Here is a 24,045-nt window from a genome sequence, read left to right on the forward strand (position 1 = left end):
AAACCGACCTCCTTAAAATTAGATTTTTAGGTCTAACTTTAAGGGGTCGGTTCAAGCCGCTGGGAAGCTCTTTTTTATATGTATATTAAATTGTCAACATAATTAGTAACTTTGAATGATTTGTTCGAAATTAACAATCGAACAGATTATTCATTCTGAGCTACGTATTCACTGAATACTTTATCGTTCTGTGTTTTAACAGTAGGTATTTTGAGTGTACGACCCGGTTCTAAACTGGCAGTTTCATCTAATTTATTTAACGTGCTTACAGCGTGAACCATTTCACGGATATCTATATGATCATTGGCATATTGGGAAGCAATGCCCCAAACAGTATCACCGGCTTTTACGGTTACGGTGCGTACATTATGCGTATCTAACTCAATGCTTGGCGTATTCATAAAATAACCTATGGTTAAGGTTAAGAACATACTGAAAACAATTAAAAAATCGCGTTTCATAACAATCACCCCATTGAACTATGCTTTCTAAATAGTATTTAAACGAACATTACTAACGGTATATATGTTTGTTTACACGCTTAGTATATCACACGAATAAATGTTCGGTCAAGGTGAAAATCGAACTTTTATTTGACAATATTTGTAAATACGTTCTATAATAACATTGAGATAGTTTATGTACGCCAATTTTTATAAATTACATTTCATAATATATGACTATTTAGTTAATGACAGATTTTAAGTATTTTAGATTGTGAGGTTATAGCCGTGAGACGACCTGCTACCGATATTAACTCAAAACAAAAGAAAATTTTGGATTATATTACCATGTGTTTAGAAACTAAATTTCGCTGCCCCAGTGTTCGTGAAATTTGTGAGTATATGGGATTGAGCTCTACTTCTACGGTTCAGAGTCATCTTAATACTTTAGAACGTTTTGGCTATATTACCCGTGATGTAAATAAGAACCGCTCTATTACAGTTGTTGGCCTTAAGCCTAAAATGGCGCCTAAAGTAGAGGTGTCTGCTGATAAACAGGTTACCTCTTCCGAAACATTTGAAATGCTCCAGGCTCGTTTACGTAATGTTCCTTTAATCGGTACGGTTCAAGCCGGTACACCGGTAACGGCTATTCAAAACCAGGAAGCTACTATTCCGCTTCCTTTATCCTTAATTGGTAATTCCGAATGTTTCCTCCTTCGTGTACGCGGTGAGTCGATGCGTGATATCGGCATGTATGAAGGTGACTTACTAATCGTTCGTAATCAACAAACCGCTAATAACGGTGATATTGTAGTAGCCCGTATTGATGACGAAGCAACGGTTAAACGCTTCTATCGTGAAGCCAATCGAATTCGTTTACAGCCTGAAAATAGTGAATTTGAACCTATTTATACAGATTCCTGTACTATCGAGGGTAAAGTTATCGGTTTAATTCGCGATCACATTTAATAGTCAGTCTGTCATTTATATTTTCAATTAAATAAAATAAAACGAACACTTGTTTGTCTGCCGGAATTTTGGCTTAAGAAACAAGTGTTCGTTTTTTATTTTTATAATTTTCTTCTTTATTATTGTTGTTGTAATGCAGTGCTGGCTTATTTAATGTATGGTTTAATAGCTGCATTAATTACGGCTTCTTCTTCGTCCGACGGTTCACATAACGGCAAGTGGAACGGACCGGCCGGCAAACCTAATTGACGTACTGCGTATTTTACAGGAATCGGATTAGTTGTTACAAACATGGCTTTGAATATAGGGAATAAGTCTTTATTGATTCGTTTGGCTTTAGCCACATCCCCTGCTTCATAAGCCTGAATCATTTCATTCATTTCTTTGCCCACTACATGAGCCGCTACAGAAATAACTCCGCATCCGCCTACAGCGAGCATCGGTAGAGTTAACCCATCATCACCACTGTAAATCATGAAATCATCCGGCAATAAATGATAAATTTCAGCCGCTACATTAATATCACCGCTCGCTTCTTTAACAGCAGCAATATTTGGGCAAGCTTCACGCAATTTAGCTATAGTAGCGGGCATAATTTTGCCGCCTGTACGGCCCGGAACATTGTATACGATGACCGGTAAATCAGTAGCTTCAGCCATGGCTTTGAAATGTTCAAATAATCCGCGTTGATTTGGTTTATTGTAATAAGGTACTACGCCCATTACGGCATTTACGCCCGTTTTAGAAGCCGCCTTGGTCAATTCTATTGTACGTTGGGTATTATTGGAACCTGTATTGGCCACGATGGAACCTAAATGACCACACTCGCGCGCGATTAATTCAAATAGCTTAAGTTTGTCCTCATTGTCAATTGTGGGACTTTCTCCCGTAGTGCCACATACAATAAGACCATCAGATCCATTGTTTAGTAAATGCTTGGCTAATGTGAGCGCTCCTTCAAAATCTACTGAACCATCCGCGTTAAACGGTGTAATCATAGCTGTTAATACGCGACCTAAGGTTTTCATAATAACCTCCTCTAAAACTATTCTTTAAAATGATTGGTGTTCCACCAAATACTCGGCAATCTGCAAGGCATTCAAGGCAGCCCCTTTGCGGATTTGATCGCCGGCAATCCAGAAATTCATGCCTTTATCGTTGTATAAATCTTTGCGAATACGGCCGATTTCACAATCATCCTTACCGGATGTGTAAAGCGGCATCGGATACGCTTGTTCTTGTGGATTATCATTGACCACAAGGCCCGGGAATTTTTCACAGGCAGCTTTAAAATCAGCAACACTTACCGGTGCTTCGGTTTCTACCAAAACAGACTCGGAATGGGAACGATATACGGGGATACGAACCGTGGTCGGAACGACTTGAATGGAATCATCATGCAAAATCTTCTGCGTTTCATTGACCATTTTCATTTCTTCTTTAGTATAATCGTTGTCCAAGAAAACATCAATTTGCGGAATTACATTAAAAGCAATCGGATAATGTTTAGGCGCGGAAGCACTAGGTAAGATATGGGCTTCCATCGGTTTCCCTTGAATGTGAGCACTTACTTGGTTATCCAATTCGTCAATGCCTTCCTTACCGGCTCCGGATACGGCCTGGTAGGTACTTACGACAACACGTTTAATCGGCGATAAATCGTGGAGCGGTTTAAGCCCTAAAGCCATAATAATGGTAGAGCAGTTTGGATTGGCGATAATGCCTTGATGAGTATCGATATCTTCCGGATTTACTTCGGGTACTACGAGCGGTACGTTCGGATCCATTCGGAAGGTGCTGGAGTTATCGATAACAATAGCACCGCGTTTCACCGCTTCCGGTGCCAAAGTTTTGGATATGGAGCCACCCGCAAATAAAGCAATGTCAACATTTTCAAAAGAATCGGCGGTAGCTTCTTCTACCACATAAGTTTTACCGCATACTGTTAATTCCGTGCCGGCTGAACGAGCGGATGCCAATAATTTAAGATTTTCAAACGGAAATTGGCGATCTTCGATTAATTTAATAAATTCTTGCCCTACCGCGCCGGTAGCACCTAAAATAGCAACATTTGGTTTTCTCATGTGTATCTCTCCCAATTTAATAAAAATAAATATTGTAGCAATAGTATGACAAAGGGTTTTTAAATACCCTATCATATCCTATCTTTAAAATTATAAGTAATGTTCCAAACCGTAAGTAAGGCCCGGTTTTTCAGCAATCTTCTTACAAGCTAAAACTACGCCCGGCATGAAGGATAAACGGCTGAGTGAATCGTGGCGAATTGTCAGTGTTTCATCATAACCCCCAAATAAAACTTCCTGATGAGCCACATAACCCGGCAAGCGAACGCTGTGAATCGTTACATCATCTACCTTGGCACCGCGAGCACCGGGTAAACTTTCACGAGTTAAATCTTCAGCCCCTACCGCACCGGCTGCCTGTTTAGCTTCATTAATAAGCTTGGCTGTTAATACGGCCGTTCCCGATGGAGCATCATATTTGTGATTGTGATGCAATTCGATAATTTCTACATTCGGGAAATAGGGTGCCAAATCAGCTGCTGTTTTCATCATCATAACAGCGCCCAGTGAAAAGTTAGGTGCCACAAAGCAATTGGCATTATTGGCTTTACCGATGGCCGCTAATTCATCACGCTGTTCAGCGGTAAGACCGGTAGTTCCGATTACCATGTGAACGCCGGCGCCTAAAACAGTTTTAGCGTTTTCAAAAATAATGGCGGGACTGGTAAAATCAACGATAACATCCGGCTTTTTAGCGCTTAAGGCGGCTGTTAAGCTTTCGTATAAAGGCAGCCCCAATGATTCGATACCGGCAGCTGTACCGGCATCTTCTCCGGCCTGTTTAGGATCGATACCGCCGATAAACTGTAAGTCCGGATCATTATGAACAGCTTTTACGACTTCGCGACCCATTTTGCCGGTCGCACCACATACCATTACTGTAATCATGTTCATTCCTCCCAAAAAAAAGACCAGCGGATAGCTGCCACTGATCTTGGTATGGTTACCTGAACGACTATGCGCTTTATCATATGAATATAACAAAACTATGATAGTCAGAACAATGAGCTAGCACTCCATCAAATGATGACAGTCATACACTTATTCAATGCACAACCAGCTATGTTTGTCGGCACAAACAAGCTTCGGCGATTCTCCCTTTCTTCATATCTCACAGCCTTGCCGGGCTCCTTACAAGTACTCTTAAGCATCGCGCCTCTATCTCCGCATATTTAATTCAAAATTCAAAAGTGATTACCAATAGTATACATTTATTTTCTGATGGCGTCAAATCGTATTCTGTATACATAGTTATAACTATAACCGAGGTAAAGCTATTAATGCTTATTTTTAAAATGCTGAATCATTTCTTTCGCCGTAGCTAGAGCCGTATGGGAGAAGTTTTGACCGGACATCATGCGGGCGATTTGTTCCACATGTTCTTCCTCGCTAAGCTCGGTAAGGCTTGATACGGTGCGTCCATCCACTTCCTGCTTGGACAGGTGATAATGATGTTTGGCAATACTTGCGGTTTGAGGCAAATGAGTTATACAAAATACCTGTGTGCTGTTGCTGAGTTGTTGGATTTTAGCTGCTACCTGCAAGGCAATATCGCCACTAATACCAACGTCGATTTCATCGAATACCAAAGTCTTAAATGTTTTGGTATTAAATACCGTTTTAAAGGCCAAAGCGATACGCGAGATTTCACCGCCGGAGGCCACTTTGTGGAGCGGCAATAAGTCCTCCCCTGCATTGGCATTGAATAAGAGTTCAATGCGTTTAGCCCCTAACGGCAATAGTTCGTCACTTTTTTCAATGACAAATTGAAGTTTGGCTTTACTCATCCCTAAGTCTTTTAACTGCTTTTGCAATTGTTCGGCAATTATGGCACTGTTTGTATCGCGAATCGCAGTAAGCTCAGCTAATTTAGTTCTTGCATCGGCTTCGGCTTGTTGGACGGCTTTTTCTAAATCTTCTTTAGCATAGCTCTGTGCTTCTAACTCTTCCAATCGGGCTTGCGCTTTGTTTTCAAATTCTAAAACGGCTTCAATGGTTTCCCCATATTTGCGTTTTAAACCGTAAATTAAGGAATCCCGTTCCTGACAATAGGCGTACCGTTCTTCATCATAAGAAATGGAATCACGATAGCGATCAAGCCCTTGCGCCGCTTCTTCTAATTGAAAATAGGCGGAATTGATCAATTCGGATAAGTCTTTGAGCTCCTCGTCATAACGAACCAAATCCTGTACTTCCGATTTAATGCTGTTGACTGCTTCCAAGATGGCATGTCGATCACTGTAGAAGGCATTGTAACAAGCACCTAATACTTTATCCAGATGTTCAAAGCTGTCTAATCGTTTAAGTTCTGCCGCTAACGCTTCGTCTTCACCCGGTTTCAGTTGCGCTTCTTCAATTTCATCAATTTGAAAGCGAAGCATATCCAGTTCTCTGGCTCGTTCCGCAGCCATGGCTTCCAGACCGTCTAATTGAGATTTTGCTGTTTTATAGCTCTTATAGGCCTTTACATAAGTATCAAAGGCCGTTTGCCCTTCTTTGGTGTATTCATCTAAATATTTGTGATGCACATCAGGATTCAACAAGAGCTGATTGCTATATTGGCCGTGAATATCCGCTAAATAAAGGCCGATTTCGCGCAGTGCTTTAAGTGGGATAGCCTGGTCATTAGCCAAAATAGTAGACTTTCCTTGACGGTTAAAAGAGCGCGATAAAATGAGCTGATTTTCTTCCACGAGAATATTTTTAGCTGTTAAAAGATCTAACAGTTCCGTATCATCGGTTACATCGAATACCCCTTCAATAACAAAGGCATCCTTGCCATGGCGGATAAAATCACTGCTGGCCCGCTCGCCCAACAGAATGCTGAAAGCATCCATAAGGATGGATTTACCGGCACCGGTTTCACCGGTAAAGATGGTAATGCCGTCCGAAAATTGTAAATTCATCTGTTCAATTAAGGCAAAATTACGAATTCCCATTTGTGTGAGCATAGATTACAAGTCCTTAATCCCTTTACAGGTAATAACACATAAATAAATTATACGATACCAATATAAATAATAAGTATACTGGGCAAATATAAATAGTAATTATACGAGGCAAACATAAATGATGCCGTTAATAATCACTAAGCCTATACGCATAAGGGCGCATAGGCTTAATAGTTACATATTAATCTTTCATAAGATCGGAAATACGTTTTAAAATCGGCTGTACGTCTTCAACGGAGCGTGCAATTAATAAAATCGTATCATCACCGGCCAAGGTGCCGATTAACTCAGCCCATTTAGCATGGTCAATGGCAAATGCCACAGATTGAGCGGAACCCGGTAAGGTATGCAATACAATCTGATTCATGGTAAAGTCTACGCGCGTAATGGATTCTTGGAACAGGCGACTAATGCGATTACCGATAAGGAGTACATTCTCTTCCGGCGATAAAGCGTAACGATAATGACCGTCACCGGTAGGAATTTTAATGAGCATTAATTCTTTAATATCGCGGGATACCGTAGCTTGCGTAACTTCAATACCTTCCGCGGCTAAAGCGGCTGCCAATTCTTCCTGTGTTTCAATAGAGCGAGATTGTACGATTTCTTTGATTTTATTATATCTGTAACGTTTCATAGGTCACCGTCCTTTAATAATATATAAAATAGGAGGTTTGTTTGCTTGGTTTATTAATTTCCAATTGGCTACATCATATGACTTTTGCGGCAAAGTACTTATAAATTCACATACTGCTTCGTCTTCCCGCTCACCTTCCGGTGTACCCGGATAGGTAACGATAGTAATGAGCCCTTTAGGATTTAATAAATCTAAGCCTCCTTTGATGGCTTGTATAGTTGAATCGGGTTTTGTCATCATGGTATGATCACTACCCGGTAAATACCCTAAATTAAAAATTAGTAAGTCAATATTAGTAATGGTCGTATTAAATTTAGTATTCGCCGCAGATCCATCGTTATGGGCTGCTGCCGCATTGCCTGTTGCCAATATATCTTCATGGGTACCATGTACCAAGTGATACGTAATATCTGTGCGGCCGCATTCGGTATGCAGGCGCTTAGTGGAAGCTTCGATGGCCTTTGCCTGTTTATCGATGCCCCACAGCGTGCTGCCGGGCAAACAATGTTGGGCCAGATACACCAAATCATGGCCATTACCGGCCGTAGCATCTACGACTGTTTTGGCACTTTTTAGTTGCTCATCCCAAAAAATGTGTTGGAACTGTACAACATGATTATAGTTGATCATAAAAGCTCATCTCTTCGTGCCGATAATTTGCGGAATAAGGTAGCGAAGAATTTTACGTCATAGAAGCGCACATAGCGGCTGTAAAGCGCGCTGGCTTCGATGTGAAGACTGTCTTCACTGCTAAACTGATAATCGAACGTCCCATCGATGCAAATATGAAGCTTTTCCTGACGCTTCGGCATGGTTAAATCGATGCGGGCACTCTCTTTTAACACCAAGGATACACTTTGCAACAAATGCGGCGCTACCGGTGTAACGATGATGGAATGATTATCAGGTGCCATAATCGGACCGCCGGCCGATAAGTTATAGCCCGTAGATCCTGTAGAACAAGCTACGATTAAACCGTCGGCAGGGTACATCTGCGTATACCCTTCGTTGATGGCTAAATTTATACGTGCCATACGGCCGGGTTTTTCATGAGTAATAACCACTTCATTAATGACCGGTGTTAATTTTTTTACACCATGAGGTGTGCGGATTTCCGCAGCCAAATGGATACGATTTTCCACGCGATAATCACCGTTGGCGATTTTCTTGATGCGGTCTTCCATATCGGCTAATTCGATTTGATTTAAGAAGCCTAATTCCCCTAAATTAATACCGCAAATGGGAACATCATATTCATAAATTTGACGGGCTAAGTGAATTAAGGTACCGTCACCGCCGAAACTGAAGGCCATATCAAGATGCTTAAAAAATTCAGGCCTAGGCAATACGTGCTTAGTCGGAACACCTAATAGTTCAGGTAAATTAAACTCCTCCAAATCGGCCGGTAGCCATACGTCCAAGCCGTTTTTTTCACAAAGGCTCTTCGCCTCTTGCAAAATAGGAATAATATTCTCTTTCCCCATGTTAGGAATAAACCCTACTCGCATATCATCACCTACAGTTCGTGCGCGGCGGCTACCACTGATTCAACCAATTCAGGCGTAATCGGTAAGGCACCGTCCGTCGTCTTTTTAAAATATCCCAAAAACTCTATATTACCTTCAGTCCCCTTGATGGGTGAATAGGTTACGCCATGAAGATGTAAGCCCACTTCTTCGGCTACATTTAAAATGCGTGTCAGCACTTCGGCGTGCGTAGCCGGGTCACGGACAATACCACCCTTGCCCACTTTTTCACGCCCCGCTTCAAATTGCGGTTTAATAAGAGCTACTAAAGAGCCTGTGTCCTTAAGGAGCGTTACGGCTACAGGAAGTACTTTATCCAGTGAAATAAACGCCACATCAATGGAAATGAAATCAACCAGTTCACCCAGTTGTTCCGCCGTAACGGTTCGTATATTCTGCTTTTCCATGTTGATGACGCGCTTATCTTGGCGCAGTGACCAAGCCAGTTGGTTATAGCCCACGTCAATGGCAAAGACTTTGGCGGCCCCATTTTGAAGAGCACAGTCGGTAAAACCACCAGTAGAAGCGCCAATATCAACCATAACCGCATCAGTTAAATCGATTGGATACAATTGTAACGCTTTTTCCAGCTTTAACCCGCCGCGACTAACATAAGGTAACGTATTGCCTTTAACGCTCAAATCCGCATCAATCGGCACCTTAGTACCCGCTTTGTCGACACAGACAGTGCCCATAAAAATTTGGCCGGCCATGATGGCTGTTTTGGCTTTTTCACGACTTTCAAAAAGACCGCGATTCACCAATAAGACGTCTAACCGTTCTTTAGTACTCATAAAACTCCTTAGTTTCAACTCGGGAAGCTTTTAGATTGCCCCTGTAAGCTTCTTAGTTATAAAAGTTATAGAAAGTTATAGTAAATAATGGAGGCCACGGCATAGCCTAAAAAGGCACCGCCGAAAACTTCAAAAGGCGTATGCCCCAAGAGCTCTTTGAGCACATGACCGTCATCCAGATAGACCGGAATATTACGCTTTTTGAAATGTTCCATTAATTGGTTTAAAATTTGTGCCTGTCGCCCTGCTTCACGGCGTACGCCGGACGCGTCATACATGACGATAAGTGAAAAGGTAATACAGATTACCGATAAGTCTGACGTTATGCCATGAATATAAGCGGTAGCCGTTGATAAAGCGACTACGAGCGACGAATGAGAACTGGGAAATCCGCCGGATCCGATGAGGCGTTCCCATTGGAAGCGTCTATACTGCAGTAACACGATGACAAATTTTAAAGCTTGTGCTGAAAACCATCCCAGAAAGGCACTCAGCGCAATGTAATTATCGAATAATTCATTTAAAAATTGCATATCAATTCGTCCTATGTACAAGGTAGTCTACTAATGCTTCCAAGATGGTTGTATCGTTTGGTACCGAAGCCAAAGCACTTTTAGCGGCTGCTGCGGTTTCATCCGCTTTAGCGCGAGCCCCGTCTTCACCTAATTCGGATACATAGGTGGATTTATCTTGTTTTTCATCACTACCGGGCATTTTCCCTAAATCCTCAATGGTGCCCGTTACATCGAGAATATCATCGGTAATTTGGAACAATAAGCCTAGCTGATCGCCATAAGTCATATAGGCTTTATGGACATCTGCTGAAGCGTGGCTGAGAATCAGACCGATTTCGATAGCCGCCAAGAATAAGGCCCCTGTTTTACCGCGATGGAGCACTTGCAGTTCCGACAGTGGAATGTGACGTCCTTCCGACAATAAATCGAAGGCCTGCCCCCCTACCATACCTTCCGGTCCGGCTGCCTTGGCTAAGGCTAACACGCATTTAAGATGCTGTTCCGGTGTGGCTGCTTTATTTTGACAGATTAGCTGAAAGGCATATGTTAATAAGCCGTCACCTGCCAAAACAGCGAGCCCGTCACCATATACTTTATGGTTTGTCAGATTGCCGCGGCGGTAATCGTCATTGTCCATGGCCGGTAAATCGTCATGAATTAAGGAATAGGTGTGAATTAATTCGATGGCACACACAATTTCCTTATACGGTTCCGGTGAAACACCGAAGGATTCCATAACCGCTTTCGTTAAAATCGGGCGAATCCGTTTACCGCCCATGAGTAAACTATAGCGCATGGATTCATAAAGTTTCTCATATTCTGTATTGGGCGAGTTTAACACTTCTTTGAGATAATCTTCCACCCATGTTTTGCTCGCCTTTAAATACTCTTTTAACATATATCCTCCTGCCTCTGAACGGCCTGTAAAGTCAGTTTTACTGACTCGTTTGAATATAGTTATTATACATCATTTTATAGATTTTATACATAGATTATTGAGTAAATAAGCAAATATTTTGCATATTTTAGAAAAATTATTTCTGACCTTCACTGCCGATACGGACTTCTTCAATAATTTGGCGTACTTCCCCTTCCACGCTTTGCAGCATGTCGGAGCACTCTTTCACGAGTGTAAGGCCTTTTTTATATTGTGTTAATAAGTCGTTAACGGATAATTCATTAGCATCCAAGGTGCGTACAATTTCTTCCAAGGCTGCATATTTTTTTTCGTAATTCTTAAGTGTGTTAGCCATTTGTTATAATCTCCTCTACCTTGGCTGTTAATGAGCCGTCGTTCATAGTAATATTCACGCTATCCCCTACATTTACAGCGGTGACGGAGTGAATCGGTGAACCGCCATGTTCAATTTTAGTATATCCTTTTAACAGTAAATGCAACGGATTCAATAATTCCAGTTGCTGTCCCAGGAGTAACAAATCGTTTTGCTTTTTGCCGACAGCCTGTTGCACGGCACCGCTTAAACGATGTTGTAACTCACTGAGTTTAGAACTTTCTTGGTGGATTAAGGTTAAAGCGGGAATGCCTAATTTGCGATTAAAAATAGCCTGCAATTCTTGTTTCTTTGTTTCTATCGTTTGTTTCATGTATTGATGCAAGTATGTTTCTTTCGCTTCTAACTGTTCTAAGAGATAACTTACGGGATAGACCGTAAGTTCTGCTGCATGACTGGGCGTGGCACCACGTACGTCGGCGGCAAAGTCACAAAGGGTATAGTCCGTTTCGTGACCTACAGCTGATACAATAGGCGTCTTACAGTTATACACAGCCTCTACTACGGTTCTATCGTTGAAGCACCATAAATCCTCCATAGAGCCCCCGCCGCGTCCTACAATAACGAGTTCTACCTCGGTATCCGCATCAGCTCGTTCAATCCCTTTAGCAATAATGGGACCGGCTTTATCACCCTGTACCGGTACGGCAAAGAGTTTAAACTGTACGAACGGATTACGTTGCCGAGCTACATGCAAAATATCATGGAGCACAGCACCTGACTCGGATGTAACGAGGCCAATCGTAGCAGGCATAACCGGCAATGGCTGTTTATGGCTTTCGTCAAAATAGCCGAGAGCCGTCAATTCTTTCTTTAGCGCTTCGAAGGCAAGTTGATACGGGCTCTTCTGGCCGATTTCCATATCATTACAGATGAGACTTAAGCGGCCGGTTTTTTCATAGAAATTAATAGTAGCCCGCATGGTTACAAAGAGGCCGTTTTCCAATTGACCGACGAGGCCTTTTTTCTGCGCCGTGCCCGCCCAAAGGGCTACATCGACGGAGGCATCATCGTCTTTTAGTGAAAAATAGTAATGGCCGGTGCTGTGGCGTTTTAAATTGGCAATCGTACCGGCTACATAACAGTTTTTCAGTACATACTCCCGCTCCAACACCCGTTTTATTAGATTGTTTAATTTGGTAATGGAGAAAACATCCATATAATTCCTCCTGTGAACCTTGTATTTCTTATGGTAAAAACCTTCAATACTATTTATTTTCTATTTGTTTTCAGCGTCCAGTAAAGCGGCTCCGTAAGCTACACCGGTGGCATTATCGGAACTGTATTCAGGCGGTGCAAAGAGGACCTTAACTTTGCGGGATTGACCGAAATCAAACAGAGCTTGGCGTAAATAACTGTTAGCCATGACGCCGCCTACGGCAATTAAAGTACCGGCCGGGCGCTGTTCCCAATGATAGGTCAACATTTTTTGCAGTGAACGAGTCATGCAGTGGAATACGGTTAAAGCCGTTTGCGCCTTGTAATCATCGGAAAGCTTATGTCCGTTGTTAGCTCGTTCAATACGGCGCATGGCTTCACTGCAAGGGCCGCCAAAGCTGATGGCGCCGTTTTTTACCGATACGGGTAGCATTTTAAAATCACCATTTGATTCAGATTCTAAGCGATTAACTGTCTTTTTTAATGCTTTAGGATCATCGCATAGTGTTTTGGCGATTCGTTCCATATGGGGCCCCGCCGGAAACGGTAGGTCTAGAGCTACGCCGATGCGATCGACAAATTGACCGCCATGTAAATCTAAAGCCCCGCTTATTAATTGGGCCGTAAAAAATGTTTCTTCAGCCGGTTCACAATATAATAGCTCCGTCGTGCCGCCCGATACATGGAGCGCATAAAACGATTCGTCCGGCACACAGTTTAAAACACGTAAAGCGGCCAGAATATGGTTTTCCTGGTGTGAAAACTCATAGACGGGAACGTCATTTAGATGACCTAAGCTTTTTGCCATGCCTCGGCCCACCAAAAAAGCAGGCATATAGGAATCCTTTTCACGGCGCGGAAACGCACTGACTCCAATGCCCGCTAGTTGGACACCTGACGGCAATTGTTCAATTAAATCGGGTAAAGCACGGGTATGCTGAAACACCATTTGTGATTGTTGCAGCCCACGCTCGCCCGATTTTACGTCTAATAGTTTTCTGGCTTGGCCAATTAATTCACCCGATTCATTGACCAACGCACAGGATGTACTATAACAACTTGTATCTAATCCTAAATAAACTTTCATGATATGCCTCGTTTAGGACTTAAGGTCTGAAGCATTATCGGATGTTTTAGCTTCCGTGGTTTTAGCATCGCTAGACTCAGTCGCCCCGGATGTAGGAGACGCTTTTGAAGAGCCTTTTTCTTTGGCAATGGCATCCAATACGGCATTTACAAATTTATAGCCTTTATCGGAACCGAAATCTTTAGCCAATTGTACGGCTTCATTAATAATAATGCGAGGATCGATGGCTTCGGTAGAAACGGTAAGTTCCCAAGCTGCTAAGCGCAATACGTTTCGCTCAACCGCTCCTAATTGCCCTATTTTGCGTTTTGGCGAGTGGGCCTGTAACAGATTATCTAAAATCTCCTGATTAGCCGTTACACCGTTAATAATCGCTTCTGCATAGGCAATATCCATGGCACCGGTACTGCCGGATTCTTCTTCCGGCATAATTACGGAATCTTCAGGCTTATGAAATTCCTTGGCATATAAAGATTGGAAAGCATACAGCCGCGCTTGGCGGCGATTACGATTTTGCTTCATTATTTAACTCCTCTGTTACTTGATTAGGATCGATTATATTTTCAAAATGCACATCGATTCGCACTGAATCCAGGTCTAAGGATTCTTTTAAATCTTTGTTGATTTGTTGGCGAATTTGGGTAGCCATTGTCATCAAAGGATAGCCGTAAAGGACATTAATATATATATTGATCTCAAGGCCTTCTTTGCGATGTTTTACATTAATGCCGGGCAAGCGTTTTTGACCAAAATTGCGCGCAATGCCGTCAACCATACCGGTGTAAAAATTACTGTTTAGTGAATGATAGCCCGGAATTAAGGTTAATGCATGATGAGCTATCTGCAATAGAACTTCATCGGACACATCTACCTGTAATTGCGGATTATTTGATTTTACGTCCACTTGGTATCGCTCCTTTCCCGATTAAATGTACTTAACGCCTGTATTTTCAAAGGCAATATCCTGAATAAAGATATTAACACCCTCTACATGTGTGCCGGTCAATGTTTCGATGCCGGTTTTTACATGTTCCTGAACGCGCAAAGCCACATCGGGAATACGATAGCCGTAACGAGCAACAAGATATAAGTCGATGGTAATACTATTATCCGATGTTCGTTGTAAACTAACGCCTTCCCATTGGCTTTTCATGCCGATTAAATTGGCAAAATCATCGCCTGCAGTGGTACTCATAGAAGCGACACCCTTCACTTCCAACGCTTTCAAGGAAGCAATAGTGCCATACACATTATCGCTTATTTTAGTCACTCCTTCAAAGAATGCATTCTTATCACTCATAGTACCCTGCCTTTCTTTAATAGCATAAAAAGCATTTGCCTTGAACAACGTACGTTAAAGACAAATGCTTTTAAAATTAATTGATATTACGCACGTTCAATGTATTGGCCGGTGCGTGTATCGACGCGAAGAACATCGCCCACTTCGATAAACAATGGCACTTTAACAACATAGCCGGTTTCCAATGTAGCCGGTTTGTTACCACCTGTTGCGGTATCGCCACGGATACCAGGGTCAGTTTCAACAACGCGAAGTTCTACAGCTACCGGTAAATCGATACCGATTACGATGCCTTGGAAAAATACGATGCTAACTTCCATGTTTTCAAGCAAGAAGTTTTTAGCTTCGCCCAATTGTTCAAGATTCAATTCTACTTGGTCATACGTTTCATTGTCCATGAACGTATAAGCGCCGTCAGCTTCGTATAAGTATTGCATACGACGACGATCAACATGTGCTTTAGGCACTTTTTCACCGGCATTGAAAGTACGTTCAACTACAGAACCGGTCTGTAAATTTTTTAATTTACAACGTACGAATGCAGCACCTTTACCCGGTTTTACGTGTTGGAAGTCTACAACCTGCCACACGTTGCCATCGAGCTCAATTGTTACGCCCGGACGAAAATCATTACTAGAAATCATTTAAATCCCTCCGTTTAACCTTTTACTTCTATTAATTCCTTCGAGGTATGAGTGAGTAGCTCATAGCCATCGTCAGTAACTATAACACTGTCTTCAATGCGAAGACCTATTTCCCCGGGAAGATATACGCCCGGTTCCACTGTAACTATCATATTAGGCTCTAATACAGTATTGGAACGCGGTGATGCTACCGGTTCTTCGTGAATATCGAGCCCTACACCGTGACCGGTGCCGTGATTGAAATAATCGCCATAACCGTCGGCCGCAATACTGTCGCGGCAAGCGGCGTCTACAATTTTACCTGTAGTACCGGCTTTTACAGCGGCTAGGCCCTTCAGCTGCGCATCAAGCACAACTTTATAGAGCTTGCGTTGTAAATCGGATGCGTGCCCCATCACAATGGTGCGGGTCATATCCGAATGATACCCTTGGTATACGGCGCCAAAGTCAAAGGTAACAAAATCACCGGTTTCAATGACTTTATCAGACGCTACACCGTGTGGCATACTGGAGCGATGCCCGGAGGCCACGATGGTATCGAAAGACGGTTCTTCAGAGCCGCGTTTTAACATTTCAATTTCTAAAGTGACGCATGCTTCCCGTTCCGTCATACCCGGTTTTAATTGCGGTAACAAAGCGGCAAACGCTTCATCGGCAATGCGGGCAGCTTCTTTCATAAGCGTAAGTTCATCCGGCCGTTTAACAGCCCGTAAAGGTGTTAAATCAACGGATTTAAACTTACTGCCTACCAAAATATCGGAAAATGTCATATACGTGTCAACCGGCACATAATTGCCTTCGAACGCACAGACAGATAATGTAATATTATGATTTTTGACAATATCCGCTATAGTTTCCCAATTAGAACCGGTGTATTGGATGACTTCATACCCTTCACATTGGTTCTCTGCTTGTTCCGTATAACGACTGTCAGTTACTATAAACGCTGTATTCGGTGTTACAAAGCCTATGGCTGTAGTCCCTGTAAAACCGGCAAAATATCTCAGATTGGTCTGGCTAAGCAAGAGTATGCCATCATACTGGTGCGCAGTCAAATAATCCTGTAGGCGTAATAAGCCGTTCATGATAAGACTCCCTTGCTATAAGTTTTTTCATTTCATGATACCACAAAATGAGCGTTTTGACTATAGTTTTTCGTAGTCTGACGCTTCAAGATACATAAAATCACCGGGGGTCGGGATGTCTGTTAAATCAAGATGTCCCACTGTGAGGCGCTTTAAATAGGTGATTTCACCGCCGGCCGCCCCTATCATGCGTTTAACCTGATGATATTTACCTTCTTCGATTATAATTTCGGCACTCTTAAGTAAAACGGCATCACCGACGCCCGTATCTTCTGATTTTTCGGCCACTGCACCGGTTAAGATGATTTCAGCCGGTTTACATTCCGTACCGTCACCTAGGACGATACCGGTGCGAATGCGTTCTAAGCCTTCTGCGCTAAGGGTACCGCTATATTCAAAATAATACCGTTTGGGCACATGTTTTTTGCCGTTGATAATGCGGTGGGCCCAGGCGCCGTCATTGGACAGTAATAAAAGGCCTTCCGTATCTTTATCGAGGCGTCCCACCGGGCCTACGCCCATAGTGCGAAACTCGGGCGGCAAAATATCCATAACCGTGGGATGACGAGCATCCTCCATGGCACATACATAACCGGCCGGTTTATTAAACTTTACATAATAAATCTGGCGGCTGTCGATGATTTCACCATTTACCGCAATCGTTTGTTCCGGAATATCAATGGGCATATCTTTTTTCTTAGCCACTACACCATCCACCGTAACAAGTCCCTGCTTTATGAGTGCATGGACTTCTTTACGGCTGCCCAAAGCTTTATTGGCTAAAAATTTATCTAAACGTAATCTCATAATATAATCCGAACTATTATAACTGAATCGTTTCCAAATGTTTCGTGTAGTTCAAAAGACTCAAAGTATTATGATCATCTTCTGTCAGGCCGTAGAATTCCACACGGCTGATGGCCGTATTACCTTGGCTGAAATTCCAAGCAAAATGAAGCGGTAAGCTGAGCATTTTACAAATCAAGGTACGATTGGTACCGCCGTGAGCCACAATAAGAATGGTTTTATCTTCACCGATAGCTGTCATTTCATCGGTCAAGGCTTGCCAAGCGCGCTCCTGCACTTCTTGGAAAGATTCCCCGTTTGAAATTTTAACTTTATCGGGACTGCGATACATGGTGTAAATGGAATGAGGCCATTTAGCTTCAATCTGGTCATAGGTGAGGCCTTCCCAGTCGCCAAAATTAATTTCACGCAACCGTTCATCGGTTTTAAACGGAATTTGACGATTTCCTAAAATTGTTTCCGCTGTAATACGGGCACGATCTAAGTCACTGGCAATAATGGAGTCAAAATGTACGGATGTTAATTCCTTGGCCACCGCTTCAGCTTGAATAATGCCCGTCTGATTGAGTTGAACATTCGTAAATCCCTGATAAAAGCCACTGCTATTCCATTCCGTCTGGCCGTGGCGAACTAAGTAAATTGTGTGCATGGGCGAACTCCTTTACATATGAAATCAATAATTCATTACGGTTTCTATCTTTAACAGCAATCCGAAACCACCCTTGCCCAAGCCCGTCATAGGCTTCGCAACTGCGAATCAGAAGCTGTTTATTTTCTAAAAATTCCATAAAATCGGCAAGACTCGGATGTTGCGGTTGCCAATGTAAAAGCATAAAGTTAACCGTCGGCGGTAAAGCTGTTATAAAGTCGAATGCATTAATGGCGCCATAGAGCCACTCTTTTTCACGTGCCACGACGGCCCGCGTTTTTTGACGATACACTTCGTCTTGAAGGGCTTCTATCCCATATTGTTGGGCCAAATGATTAACCGACCACGTCGGTACATGAACGGCAATACTCTTTAATATATTCGTGTCCCCCAATAATAAGCCTAAGCGTAAACCCGGAATTGCATAGAATTTGGTCAGTGAATGCAATATAACAATGGCCGGATATTCCGCCAAATAAGGCCGGAGGCTATGAGATTCATTGGTGAACTCAATAAATGATTCATCAATAAGCAGTAAGCTGTTTGATGCTTGGGCTAACGCAGCCATTTCGAATACTTCCGTCAGCGTTTGCAAACTGCCGTCCGGATTGTTCGGGTTACCGAGACAGATTATTGTTCGCACTTGTTCTTCTGCACAGCGTTTGAGATGGGCTTTTAAATCTTCATAAGGAACGGCAAAATGGGTAATCGGTTGATGCGGTGTAGTACTCCCAAATAAATGATGGGATTCATTTACCGATTCTACTTCACCATCGGCGGCCATCGGAATCATAGAATAGGCTAAGACCGAAAGACCTTGAGCCTGTGCGGCTAAGGCATATTCGGAAAAGCCCGGTGCCGGTACCAATACTTCCTCGATACCGGGTAGGGTCATGAGGGCATACAATAATTCGGCCGCTCCATTCCCCACCAGAATGTTCTCATCAGGTACATCCATAACCTGACTTACTGTCCGGCGAAATTCTGTGTATTCCGGATCCGGATAGTGAATGATTTCATTTAAGTGAGCCGTCAAAGCGGCTTGCCCTTTGGGGCTCATGCCTAAAGGATTAATATTAGCGCTAAAATCAGTAATATCCTGTGGTGCTACGTTATGAGCGGCCGCCACTTTATAGATGTTACCACCGTGGGTATTTTTCATGGCTGAGCACCTCCTAACGCTTCATAAAGGTGATACCTTCGTTGGTTGTTTCGACGGTATCTAAATATAATAAATCCGGTAATTCCTGATGGACAGCGGCGCGACAATCAGCCAGCGGTGCCCCGTCGGTGGGGAATAAAAGTCCCATAATTGTGCCGCTATGGGCAATAATCGTGCCTACACTGTTAAAATGATTACCGATTTCATGCAACGCATACAATAATGGTTTATGTAAAATACGCTGATTAGCAAACGCACTTAAGGTGGCGGCCTGGCCGATTAAAGATACATTATGGGTGGCAATCCCTTCTTTAAAAAGAGCCAATGATTCTTTGATGTACGGTTCTTTTTCGGCAATCAGGTCATGAAGCCCGTGCTGCGCATTGAAACTGACTGTATCAATTTCGCCGCCTTCGTCAAAAATCATGATTTTCATAGGCGGACACTTGCCAAGGGGCTCGGTTATTTTTCCCTTGATATAGTCAAACTGAACTACCCCGGGATAAAAAGAAGCATCACTGGGCTCGATACTTAAAGAAATCTCTTTTAGTTCTTCCAAGGTTAGCGCTCGTCCGTAAGCCAAAGCCGTAGCCATGGCGGCTACGCTAATATCGGCACTGCTGGATGCCATACCCTTTCCCTGGGCAATATCGGAACGCACATAAACAGAACTACGCCAAGCACGCTGTACAGCCGGACTATTGGGCAGGGTGCCTTCAGCTACAAAAGAATTGATAACTTTTTGGGCTGCTAAAGCTGCTTTTGGTTGCAGCGAACAATAATAAGGTCTAAGCGGTTGCTTTACTCCGCTTAACGCATAGGAATAGCGATTAATAGGACAGGTAACCAAAAACGGTTGACCATCAATGGACCCTTGCAAAAACTCACCGCATGTCCCTGGTGCTCGTACATAATATGACACCTGTCGTTCCTCCATACTAATATACACAAAATAACACAAATCAATGTAAATACATTGTAAAAGTTTTGTTTGAGGCCGTGTTACAATACAAAGAATTCTTTGATACTAAAAATATTACTTATAAATGATAACTATAAAGTAATACCAACAGCAACAGCGGCCAATACCAATAATAATTCCGATGACTCAATGACAAAGCCGTACGTATCGCCGGTTACGCCACCAAGGTGTTTGGAAATATAGGAATTTAACACTAAATTGATCAAAATTCCTAAACCGAGGAAGATGGCGTAGAGCCAATGGAAATATACAGCCGGTAATAAGGCAATGAGTGTTGTCCAAAGAAGGGTTTGCTTTGGTGAATATACGGCAAAGGCCTTCCCCATCCCTTCGGGACGAGCATAGTGAAAGAGTCGAATACTCAGCACTAAGGAATAGCGACTGATAATCGGCATAAAGAATAAAAATTGTAAAAGTATGGTTGGATTGACATGGGCGATTAATTGCCATTTCAATAAAGTAAGAAAAACAAAGCCAACGACACCATTTGAGCCGACGCGGCTGTCTTTCATAATTTCCAACTTACGTTCACGATCGCGACCTGAAAAAAGACCGTCACAGGTGTCCATGAACCCGTCCGCATGTAAGCCGCCGGTAAAAAGAAACTCGAACACAACCAATAATAAAGCTAATAACGTAATCGGTATATAGGGTACCAACAGCCAATAAATAAGAGCCATGAAGGCACCGATAACAAGGCCTACCAGCGGAAAGGTTACGACGCTTTTACCAAAGTCGTAAATGTCCCATTCCGTCTGATTGACCAATTTTAAACGTGTTAAAAACTGTAAGCCAATAAAAAATGACTTCATAATATCACCAAAATCCTAGTTAATACGGCACTGATAACAACGCCTAGTAAAGAACAAACATACATCATGCCAATCGTTTTTTGAATATGAACACCTCGCATTTTCATGTCCGGATCCCCCATATAGGCACGGAATGTCATGGTGTCGCCGTATTTATTATAACCACCGAGACGAATATGAAGTGCCCCGGCTACCGGCGCTTCCGCATAGCCACCATTCGGACTCGGATGCTTCTTGGCATCACGTAAACCAATGCGCCACGCGTTACGCCAATCATGACGTAAAATAAAGGCAGTTAACGTATATAAGAGAAATGTTATGCGAGCGGGCAGCCAATTTAAAACGTCGTCAAAACGTGCCGCTATACGGCCGAAGTACATATATTTATCGTTCTTATAGCCCAACATGGAGTCCATGGTGTTGGCTGTTCGATAAAATAAGGCACCTAAAGGACCGAAAACAGCAAAGAACAATAAAGGTGAAATAATGCCATCCACCGTATTTTCCGCCACCGTTTCAATGGTAGCACGAGTAATTTCACTTTCATCAAGCTCGGTTGTATCACGACCTACAATCCAGCCTACCTTACGACGGGCTTCTTGTAAATCGCCTTTACGCAACAATTGAGCCAGTTCAAGCCCTGCTTCCGCCAATGAGCGCGGACTGATTGTAATATATACGATAATGACCTGCATGGCATAGCCAACCCACGGATTGATTGTGCCGGCAATTAAAATCAGTAGAAAGCCTATAACAGTCACTGTTAACAATGTTAAAAGTACAGTTAAACCGCCGTATAACAACTTTTTCCCATTACTGTCACGCTCGCCGTAGAGAAATTTTTCATAGAAAGAAATAACATCGCCAATGAGGACCACCGGATGGAATCGGCTTCTTGGGTCACCCACAATACAATCCAGTAAAAAGGCCCACAAAGGAATGAAATAATATGCATTATGTAGAAACCAGTCCATTATGCCTGTTCCTCTAATAATTTGTCGATATAATCCATATCAAGATGTTTTTCCACAATATCAGCTAAGCGATTATAGGCCGCATCTTTATGTTCAAAGTAATGGAACACTTCGTCCAGCGGTTCGAGCCCTTTACGCTTGCGTAAGGCGTTCAAGATTTGGCGACGTAAGCTGTCATTATCCAAAATGCCGTGAATGTAGGTCCCCATAACAAGACCTGATTCATTGACGAAACCATCCATAACAGCTACCGGTTTTTCGCTGCGAGACGTTATGGCAAAACAATCAGCCACAGTACCCACACCGTGGGTGTCCCCCATATGAATTTCATAGCCGCGTAAATTTTCACCGCTATAATCGATGCCCAGGAATGGCAATTTAGTAGTGTTAAACGAAACTTGATGGGTCATCTTCGTGCCCGTCATAGTTGTTTCCGTCGGTAATAAACCAAGGCCGTTAAGTTCCGGAATATCTCCTTCCACACCGTCCGGATCATGGAGTTTTTCGCCGAGCATTTGATAGCCGCCGCACACACCGAATACAGGTACGCCCTTTTTGGCAAGAGCTTTAATATCTTCAGCATAGCCTCGATCTTCGAGATATTTTAAATCGGCCAAGGTGTTTTTGGAACCCGGTAAAATGACCATATCCGGTTCGCCGATAGCGTCACCGGGTTTTACAAAGCGTACTGCTACATCCGGCTCATAAGCTAACGCATCAAAATCGGTAAAATTGGAAATTTTAGGTGTTTGCATAACCGCAATGGTAATTTCACGGTTAATGGTGGTGTGTTTGCTTTCAAGGGCTACGGAGTCCTCTTCGTCAATATCCAAATTGTCAATGGCCGGAATTACCCCCACTACCTTGCGACCCGTACGTTCTTCGATAAAATCAAGAGCCGGTTTTAATAAATTAATGTCACCGCGGAACTTGTTAATTACAATGCCCTTTACCAAATCCCGTTCTTCCGGTTCCAATAGTTCTAAAGTTCCCACGATGGACGCAATAGCACCACCACGGTCAATATCGGCTATGAGCATAACCGGACAATTTGTCATTTTAGCTACGCGCATGTTTACGATATCGTTAGCCTTTAAATTAACTTCCGCAGGGCTGCCGGCACCTTCGATGACAATCATGTCAAAATTTTTATCTAAAAAGTCCAAACTTTCTTTTACTTTATCGAGAGCTGTTAAGGAGTAATGGGTGTGGTATTCTTTGGCACTGTATACACCAACCGGTTTCCCCATGAGAACCACTTGGGAGGACTGGTTGCCTGTAGGTTTTAACAATACGGGATTCATCTGTACTATCGGGTCAATGCCGGCGGCTTCCGCCTGTGCCACTTGAGCCCGGCCGATTTCATCGCCCCAGCGTGTTACATAGGAATTTAAAGCCATATTCTGGGCTTTGAACGGTACTGTTTTTAAGCCGCGACGATAAAAAATACGGCAAAGCGCCGTCGTTAAAATACTTTTACCTACATTTGAGCTGGTTCCTTGGAACATGAGTTTTTTTGCCATTATATATGAACCTCCTTAGCCTTTAGCTCTGTGGTAATGCCACTGATTGTTAAATATACTTCATCGGCCGCTTGGGCCACAGTTTGATTTAATAAGCCTGCAATATCACGGAAGAATCGAGCCATTCTGTTTTCCGGAACAATTCCGAGACCCAATTCATTCGTTACAAAAACTACTGTTTTATCGGCTTTATGCGTTGCATCTATGAGTTCTTTGAACTCAGCTACTAATGAATCTGCCAACTCATTGCACTCAGCTTGATTTTGAGGCTCTTTTTTTAGCATAGCATTAGTGGCATACATAGTCAAACAATCAATAAGAATAACGTCGCAGCTGTCTAAAATCTTTGACCATGAAGCGGTTATGTCATAAGGAATCTCAAAATTATGCCATATATTACCGCGCCGTGCTTTATGTTTTCTGACGCGATCTTCCATTTCATCGTCAAAAATCTGACCCGTTGCAACGTAGCCTTTTTGACCGGGCAAGGATAAAACGAGTCGCTCCGCAAATTCACTTTTACCGCTGCGTGCCCCGCCGGTGCACAATATAATTCGACTCTCTACTATCGACATGAGAAATATCCTCTCCCTTACATTTAAATTTAAAGGATTTTGTATATCATAAACCCTTGAAATTATTTCTAGA

The 24,045-nt window shown here is 42.8% G+C and carries 28 protein-coding genes and 1 riboswitch; of the genes, 1 reads left to right on the top strand and 27 read right to left on the bottom strand.

Going from position 1 to position 24,045, the window contains the following annotated elements; translation table 11 throughout:
* Nucleotides 1-146: 146 nt before the first annotated feature.
* Entirely contained in the window at nucleotides 147-461 is a 315-nt protein-coding gene (locus MXE28_RS07105; RefSeq protein WP_247239989.1) for a LysM peptidoglycan-binding domain-containing protein, read from the bottom strand.
* Nucleotides 462-731: 270 nt separating this feature from the next.
* Here MXE28_RS07105 and lexA point away from each other — a divergent pair, with 270 nt between their 5' ends.
* On the top strand, nucleotides 732-1,415 hold the full coding sequence (gene lexA / locus MXE28_RS07110; protein WP_021841831.1) for a transcriptional repressor LexA: 684 nt from the start codon (nucleotides 732-734) through the stop codon (nucleotides 1,413-1,415).
* A 146-nt stretch (nucleotides 1,416-1,561) separates the two neighbouring features.
* On the opposite strand, the gene dapA is transcribed toward lexA, so the two are convergent.
* The 26 genes from dapA to cobU all read right to left on the bottom strand — a co-directional run bounded on the left by dapA (nucleotide 1,562) and on the right by cobU (nucleotide 23,972).
* Nucleotides 1,562-2,443: a 4-hydroxy-tetrahydrodipicolinate synthase gene (gene dapA / locus MXE28_RS07115; protein WP_226974385.1), complete on the bottom strand. Its 882-nt coding sequence runs from the start codon at nucleotides 2,441-2,443 to the stop codon at nucleotides 1,562-1,564.
* Between the two features lie 24 nt (nucleotides 2,444-2,467).
* On the bottom strand, nucleotides 2,468-3,499 hold the full coding sequence (locus tag MXE28_RS07120; protein WP_156705032.1) for an aspartate-semialdehyde dehydrogenase: 1,032 nt from the start codon (nucleotides 3,497-3,499) through the stop codon (nucleotides 2,468-2,470).
* A gap of 90 nt (nucleotides 3,500-3,589) precedes the next feature.
* Entirely contained in the window at nucleotides 3,590-4,387 is a 798-nt protein-coding gene (gene dapB / locus MXE28_RS07125) for a 4-hydroxy-tetrahydrodipicolinate reductase (RefSeq protein WP_156705034.1), read from the bottom strand.
* Between the two features lie 113 nt (nucleotides 4,388-4,500).
* Nucleotides 4,501-4,668, bottom strand: a riboswitch (Lysine riboswitch).
* Nucleotides 4,669-4,776: 108 nt separating this feature from the next.
* The gene (recN, locus tag MXE28_RS07130; protein WP_247239990.1) at nucleotides 4,777-6,450 is read right to left on the bottom strand and encodes a DNA repair protein RecN; all 1,674 of its coding nucleotides are present in this window, start codon (nucleotides 6,448-6,450) and stop codon (nucleotides 4,777-4,779) included.
* A 181-nt stretch (nucleotides 6,451-6,631) separates the two neighbouring features.
* A complete protein-coding gene (argR, locus tag MXE28_RS07135; RefSeq protein WP_021841836.1) occupies nucleotides 6,632-7,087 on the bottom strand; it encodes an arginine repressor in 456 nt (151 codons plus the stop codon).
* A 3-nt stretch (nucleotides 7,088-7,090) separates the two neighbouring features.
* Nucleotides 7,091-7,717 (bottom strand): class I SAM-dependent methyltransferase, encoded by a 627-nt coding sequence (locus MXE28_RS07140; protein WP_021841837.1) that lies wholly within the window; start codon nucleotides 7,715-7,717, stop codon nucleotides 7,091-7,093.
* Nucleotides 7,714-8,595: an NAD(+)/NADH kinase gene (locus MXE28_RS07145; protein ID WP_247239991.1), complete on the bottom strand. Its 882-nt coding sequence runs from the start codon at nucleotides 8,593-8,595 to the stop codon at nucleotides 7,714-7,716. The genes MXE28_RS07140 and MXE28_RS07145 overlap by 4 nt, the downstream gene beginning before the upstream one ends.
* Before the next feature lie 8 nt (nucleotides 8,596-8,603).
* Nucleotides 8,604-9,407 (bottom strand): TlyA family RNA methyltransferase, encoded by an 804-nt coding sequence (locus MXE28_RS07150; RefSeq protein ID WP_021841839.1) that lies wholly within the window; start codon nucleotides 9,405-9,407, stop codon nucleotides 8,604-8,606.
* 65 nt (nucleotides 9,408-9,472) lie between these two features.
* The gene (locus MXE28_RS07155) at nucleotides 9,473-9,940 is read right to left on the bottom strand and encodes a divergent PAP2 family protein (protein WP_021841840.1); all 468 of its coding nucleotides are present in this window, start codon (nucleotides 9,938-9,940) and stop codon (nucleotides 9,473-9,475) included.
* A gap of 1 nt (nucleotide 9,941) precedes the next feature.
* Nucleotides 9,942-10,820 carry a polyprenyl synthetase family protein gene (locus MXE28_RS07160; protein ID WP_021841841.1) on the bottom strand — a complete coding sequence of 293 codons (879 nt, stop codon included), beginning with the start codon at nucleotides 10,818-10,820 and terminating at the stop codon, nucleotides 9,942-9,944.
* 136 nt (nucleotides 10,821-10,956) lie between these two features.
* Nucleotides 10,957-11,175, bottom strand: a complete 219-nt coding sequence (xseB, locus tag MXE28_RS07165) for an exodeoxyribonuclease VII small subunit (protein WP_021841842.1) — start codon at nucleotides 11,173-11,175, stop codon at nucleotides 10,957-10,959.
* Nucleotides 11,168-12,373 carry an exodeoxyribonuclease VII large subunit gene (gene xseA, locus MXE28_RS07170; protein WP_021841843.1) on the bottom strand — a complete coding sequence of 402 codons (1,206 nt, stop codon included), beginning with the start codon at nucleotides 12,371-12,373 and terminating at the stop codon, nucleotides 11,168-11,170. Before xseA ends, xseB begins: the two co-directional genes overlap by 8 nt.
* A 60-nt stretch (nucleotides 12,374-12,433) precedes the next feature.
* Nucleotides 12,434-13,459, bottom strand: coding sequence for a metallohydrolase (locus tag MXE28_RS07175; protein WP_247239992.1), 1,026 nt, complete (start codon nucleotides 13,457-13,459; stop codon nucleotides 12,434-12,436).
* 12 nt (nucleotides 13,460-13,471) lie between these two features.
* On the bottom strand, nucleotides 13,472-13,981 hold the full coding sequence (gene nusB / locus MXE28_RS07180) for a transcription antitermination factor NusB (RefSeq protein ID WP_021841845.1): 510 nt from the start codon (nucleotides 13,979-13,981) through the stop codon (nucleotides 13,472-13,474).
* A complete protein-coding gene (locus MXE28_RS07185) occupies nucleotides 13,965-14,363 on the bottom strand; it encodes an Asp23/Gls24 family envelope stress response protein (protein ID WP_021841846.1) in 399 nt (132 codons plus the stop codon). Before MXE28_RS07185 ends, nusB begins: the two co-directional genes overlap by 17 nt.
* Nucleotides 14,364-14,384: 21 nt before the next feature.
* On the bottom strand, nucleotides 14,385-14,759 hold the full coding sequence (locus MXE28_RS07190; RefSeq protein WP_021841847.1) for an Asp23/Gls24 family envelope stress response protein: 375 nt from the start codon (nucleotides 14,757-14,759) through the stop codon (nucleotides 14,385-14,387).
* A gap of 86 nt (nucleotides 14,760-14,845) precedes the next feature.
* Nucleotides 14,846-15,403: an elongation factor P gene (gene efp, locus MXE28_RS07195; protein ID WP_006556749.1), complete on the bottom strand. Its 558-nt coding sequence runs from the start codon at nucleotides 15,401-15,403 to the stop codon at nucleotides 14,846-14,848.
* Between the two features lie 14 nt (nucleotides 15,404-15,417).
* Nucleotides 15,418-16,488, bottom strand: a complete 1,071-nt coding sequence (locus MXE28_RS07200; protein ID WP_021841848.1) for a Xaa-Pro peptidase family protein — start codon at nucleotides 16,486-16,488, stop codon at nucleotides 15,418-15,420.
* A gap of 60 nt (nucleotides 16,489-16,548) precedes the next feature.
* A complete protein-coding gene (locus MXE28_RS07205; protein WP_021841849.1) occupies nucleotides 16,549-17,295 on the bottom strand; it encodes a pseudouridine synthase in 747 nt (248 codons plus the stop codon).
* A 16-nt stretch (nucleotides 17,296-17,311) separates the two neighbouring features.
* The gene (gene cobC, locus MXE28_RS07210) at nucleotides 17,312-17,944 is read right to left on the bottom strand and encodes an alpha-ribazole phosphatase (protein ID WP_021841850.1); all 633 of its coding nucleotides are present in this window, start codon (nucleotides 17,942-17,944) and stop codon (nucleotides 17,312-17,314) included.
* Nucleotides 17,898-19,106, bottom strand: a complete 1,209-nt coding sequence (locus tag MXE28_RS07215) for an aminotransferase class I/II-fold pyridoxal phosphate-dependent enzyme (protein ID WP_021841851.1) — start codon at nucleotides 19,104-19,106, stop codon at nucleotides 17,898-17,900. Before MXE28_RS07215 ends, cobC begins: the two co-directional genes overlap by 47 nt.
* Before the next feature lie 13 nt (nucleotides 19,107-19,119).
* Entirely contained in the window at nucleotides 19,120-20,028 is a 909-nt protein-coding gene (locus MXE28_RS07220) for a GHMP kinase (RefSeq protein ID WP_021841852.1), read from the bottom strand.
* A 131-nt stretch (nucleotides 20,029-20,159) separates the two neighbouring features.
* Complete coding sequence (gene cobS, locus MXE28_RS07225) at nucleotides 20,160-20,900, bottom strand: adenosylcobinamide-GDP ribazoletransferase (RefSeq protein WP_021841853.1); 741 nt, start codon at nucleotides 20,898-20,900, stop codon at nucleotides 20,160-20,162.
* Nucleotides 20,897-21,874 (bottom strand): adenosylcobinamide-phosphate synthase CbiB, encoded by a 978-nt coding sequence (gene cbiB / locus MXE28_RS07230; RefSeq protein WP_226974394.1) that lies wholly within the window; start codon nucleotides 21,872-21,874, stop codon nucleotides 20,897-20,899. The genes cobS and cbiB overlap by 4 nt, the downstream gene beginning before the upstream one ends.
* On the bottom strand, nucleotides 21,874-23,397 hold the full coding sequence (locus MXE28_RS07235; RefSeq protein ID WP_247239993.1) for a cobyric acid synthase: 1,524 nt from the start codon (nucleotides 23,395-23,397) through the stop codon (nucleotides 21,874-21,876). Before MXE28_RS07235 ends, cbiB begins: the two co-directional genes overlap by 1 nt.
* The gene (gene cobU / locus MXE28_RS07240) at nucleotides 23,397-23,972 is read right to left on the bottom strand and encodes a bifunctional adenosylcobinamide kinase/adenosylcobinamide-phosphate guanylyltransferase (protein WP_021841856.1); all 576 of its coding nucleotides are present in this window, start codon (nucleotides 23,970-23,972) and stop codon (nucleotides 23,397-23,399) included. The genes MXE28_RS07235 and cobU overlap by 1 nt, the downstream gene beginning before the upstream one ends.
* Nucleotides 23,973-24,045 lie beyond the last annotated feature (73 nt).

The sequence above is a fragment of the Veillonella sp. KGMB01456 genome, from assembly GCF_023051165.1.
Lineage (GTDB): Bacteria > Bacillota > Negativicutes > Veillonellales > Veillonellaceae > Veillonella_A.